Annotated in this window: 2 tRNA genes and 1 rRNA gene; all 3 read left to right on the top strand. The window is 46.0% G+C overall.

The window, feature by feature from the left end:
• Positions 1 to 20: 20 nt before the first annotated feature.
• Positions 21 to 97 (top strand) — tRNA-Ile (locus ACFIK0_RS08845).
• Positions 98 to 349: 252 nt separating this feature from the next.
• Positions 350 to 425, top strand: a tRNA-Ala gene (locus tag ACFIK0_RS08850).
• A gap of 442 nt (positions 426 to 867) precedes the next feature.
• A 23S ribosomal RNA gene (locus ACFIK0_RS08855) occupies positions 868 to 2758 on the top strand; the annotation flags it as partial.

Raw genomic sequence — 2758 nt, forward strand, 5'->3', positions numbered from 1 at the left:
GTTTTCCGGTTTATCCCGGAGGGCTTGTAGCTCAGTTGGTTAGAGCGCGCGCTTGATAAGCGTGAGGTCGGAGGTTCAAGTCCTCCCAGGCCCACCAATTTATGCTCGTTTTTTGCTTATCCAAGAGTATGAAGCTTTAGTGTATTAAAGACTTTTCGATCTTTGTTTATTTTTAAGGATTTTATTTTATCATCCAAAGATTATTTGTTAAATTTATCCTATTAAGCTTTCAAAGAGGCTTTTAAAATCCCTTAGTGGTACAGGTAAATTTAAATGATACAAATCAAAATAGTACAGGTAATTCAAGTTGATAAATCTGGTTAAGGTTGATTTGAAAGAGCATTATTTAGGGGCCGTAGCTCAGCTGGGAGAGCACCTGCTTTGCAAGCAGGGGGTCGTCGGTTCGATCCCGTCCGGCTCCACCATTAGGTCATCATCATGTTGTAAGAACAGTCTTTGTAAAAGGTCCAGTGATCTTTTGCTTGTTCTATTGAAATTGTGAAGAGAAGATATATTCAGACATGTTCCTTTTTTAAGGTTCCTTCTGAGGCACAAGTTTTTAGCTTAAGAAAAATACTTTCTTGGGAAAATGCTTGTTGTCAAAAAAAGGTTTTTGAAAACAGATCTTTAAAAAAGATCCTGAAAGAAAAGCCTTTCTTCCGAAGAGGAAATCTTAATTTAAAAAGAGAGACATTGTGTCGCAAGGGAATGCTCAAAGCCCTTGCTTATGATTGGAAGCTTAACCGCGCCATTGAATATATCTCGAGAAGCTGGTCTTTTCTGCTGATATTTGGTTTGTTTTGCGCTTTATTTTGCACAAGATAAAGAGAAGCAGACAAACCGTGAATGAATATTGGCAATGAGAACGATCAAGTGTCTTAAGGGCATTTGGTGGATGCCTTGGCATGCACAGGCGATGAAGGACGTGATACGCTGCGATAAGCTACGGGGAGGTGCGAATACCCTTTGATCCGTAGATTTCCGAATGGGGCAACCCACCTTTGGTGGCTAGAAAAATTAAGCTGTTTTTGTAAAAGGACAGTTTAGTTTTCTAGTCATCTCATAAAGGTATCTACACCTGAATAAAATAGGGTGTAAGAAGCAAACGCAGGGAACTGAAACATCTAAGTACCTGTAGGAAAGGACATCAAACGAGACTCCGTTAGTAGTGGCGAGCGAACGCGGACCAGGCCAGTGGCTTGAATTAAGAAAAGTAGAAACGACTGGAAAGTCGTACCAAAGTGGGTGATAGTCCCGTATACGTAAATCTGATTTAAGTCCTAGAGTAGGGCGGGACACGTGAAATCCTGTCTGAACATGGGTCGACCACGATCCAAGCCTAAGTACTCGTGCATGACCGATAGCGCACCAGTACCGTGAGGGAAAGGTGAAAAGTACCCCGACAAGGGGAGTGAAATAGTACCTGAAACCGAATGCCTACAAACAGTCGGAGCCCAAGATTCGTTCTGGGTGACGGCGTACCTTTTGTATAATGGGTCAGCGACTTAGTCTAACGAGCAAGCTTAAGCCGGTAGGTGTAGGCGTAGCGAAAGCGAGTCTGAATAGGGCGTTCAGTTCGTTGGATTAGACCCGAAACCGAGTGATCTAGCCATGAGCAGGCTGAAGGTAAGGTAACACTTACTGAAGGGCCGAACCCGTATCTGTTGCAATAGATTGGGATGACTTGTGGCTAGGGGTGAAAGGCCAATCAAACTCGGAAATAGCTGGTTCTCCGCGAAATCTATTTAGGTAGAGCGTTAGTCGAATTCTCCAGGGGGTAGAGCACTGGATGGGCTAGGGGTCCTCACCGGATTACCAAACCTAACCAAACTCCGAATACCTGGAAGAACTAACTAGCAGACACACGGCGGGTGCTAACGTCCGTCGTGGAGAGGGAAACAACCCTGACCACCATCTAAGGTCCCCAAGTTATGGCTAAGTGGGAAAGGATGTGAGGATCCCAAAACAACCAGGATGTTGGCTTAGAAGCAGCCACCATTTAAAGAAAGCGTAACAGCTCACTGGTCTAAATAAGGGTCCCTGCGCCGAAAATGTAACGGGGCTAAAGCCATACACCGAAGATGTGGATTTACTCCTTATGGAGTAAGTGGTAGCGGAGCGTTCCGTAAGCCTGTGAAGGGAGACTCGTGAGAGCTCCTGGAGGTATCGGAAGTGAGAATGCTGACATGAGTAACGATAAAGGGAGTGAGAGACTCCCTCGCCGAAAGTCCAAGGGTTCCTGCTTAAAGTTAATCTGAGCAGGGTGAGTCGGCCCCTAAGGCGAGGCCGAAAGGCGTAGTCGATGGGAACCACGTTAATATTCGTGGACCTGTGGGTAGTGACGGATTGCGTATATTGTAAGATCTTATTGGATTGATCTTGCAGTGAAGCAGTTCCAGGAAATAGCTCCCACATATAGACCGTACCCCAAACCGACACAGGTGGACTGGTAGAGAATACTAAGGCGCTTGAGAGAACTACGTTGAAGGAACTCGGCAAATTGCACGCGTAACTTCGGAAGAAGCGTGACCCTTTAGCGGGCAACCGTTAGAGGGTGGCACAGACCAGGGGGTAGCGACTGTTTACCAAAAACACAGGGCTCTGCGAAGTCGCAAGACGACGTATAGGGTCTGACGCCTGCCCGGTGCTGGAAGGTTAAGAGGAGATGTGCAAGCATTGAATTGAAGCCCCAGTAAACGGCGGCCGTAACTATAACGGTCCTAAGGTAGCGAAATTCCTTGTCGGGTAAGTTCCGACC

The sequence above is a fragment of the Bartonella sp. CL63NXGY genome, assembly GCF_042194905.1.
Taxonomy (GTDB): domain Bacteria; phylum Pseudomonadota; class Alphaproteobacteria; order Rhizobiales; family Rhizobiaceae; genus Bartonella.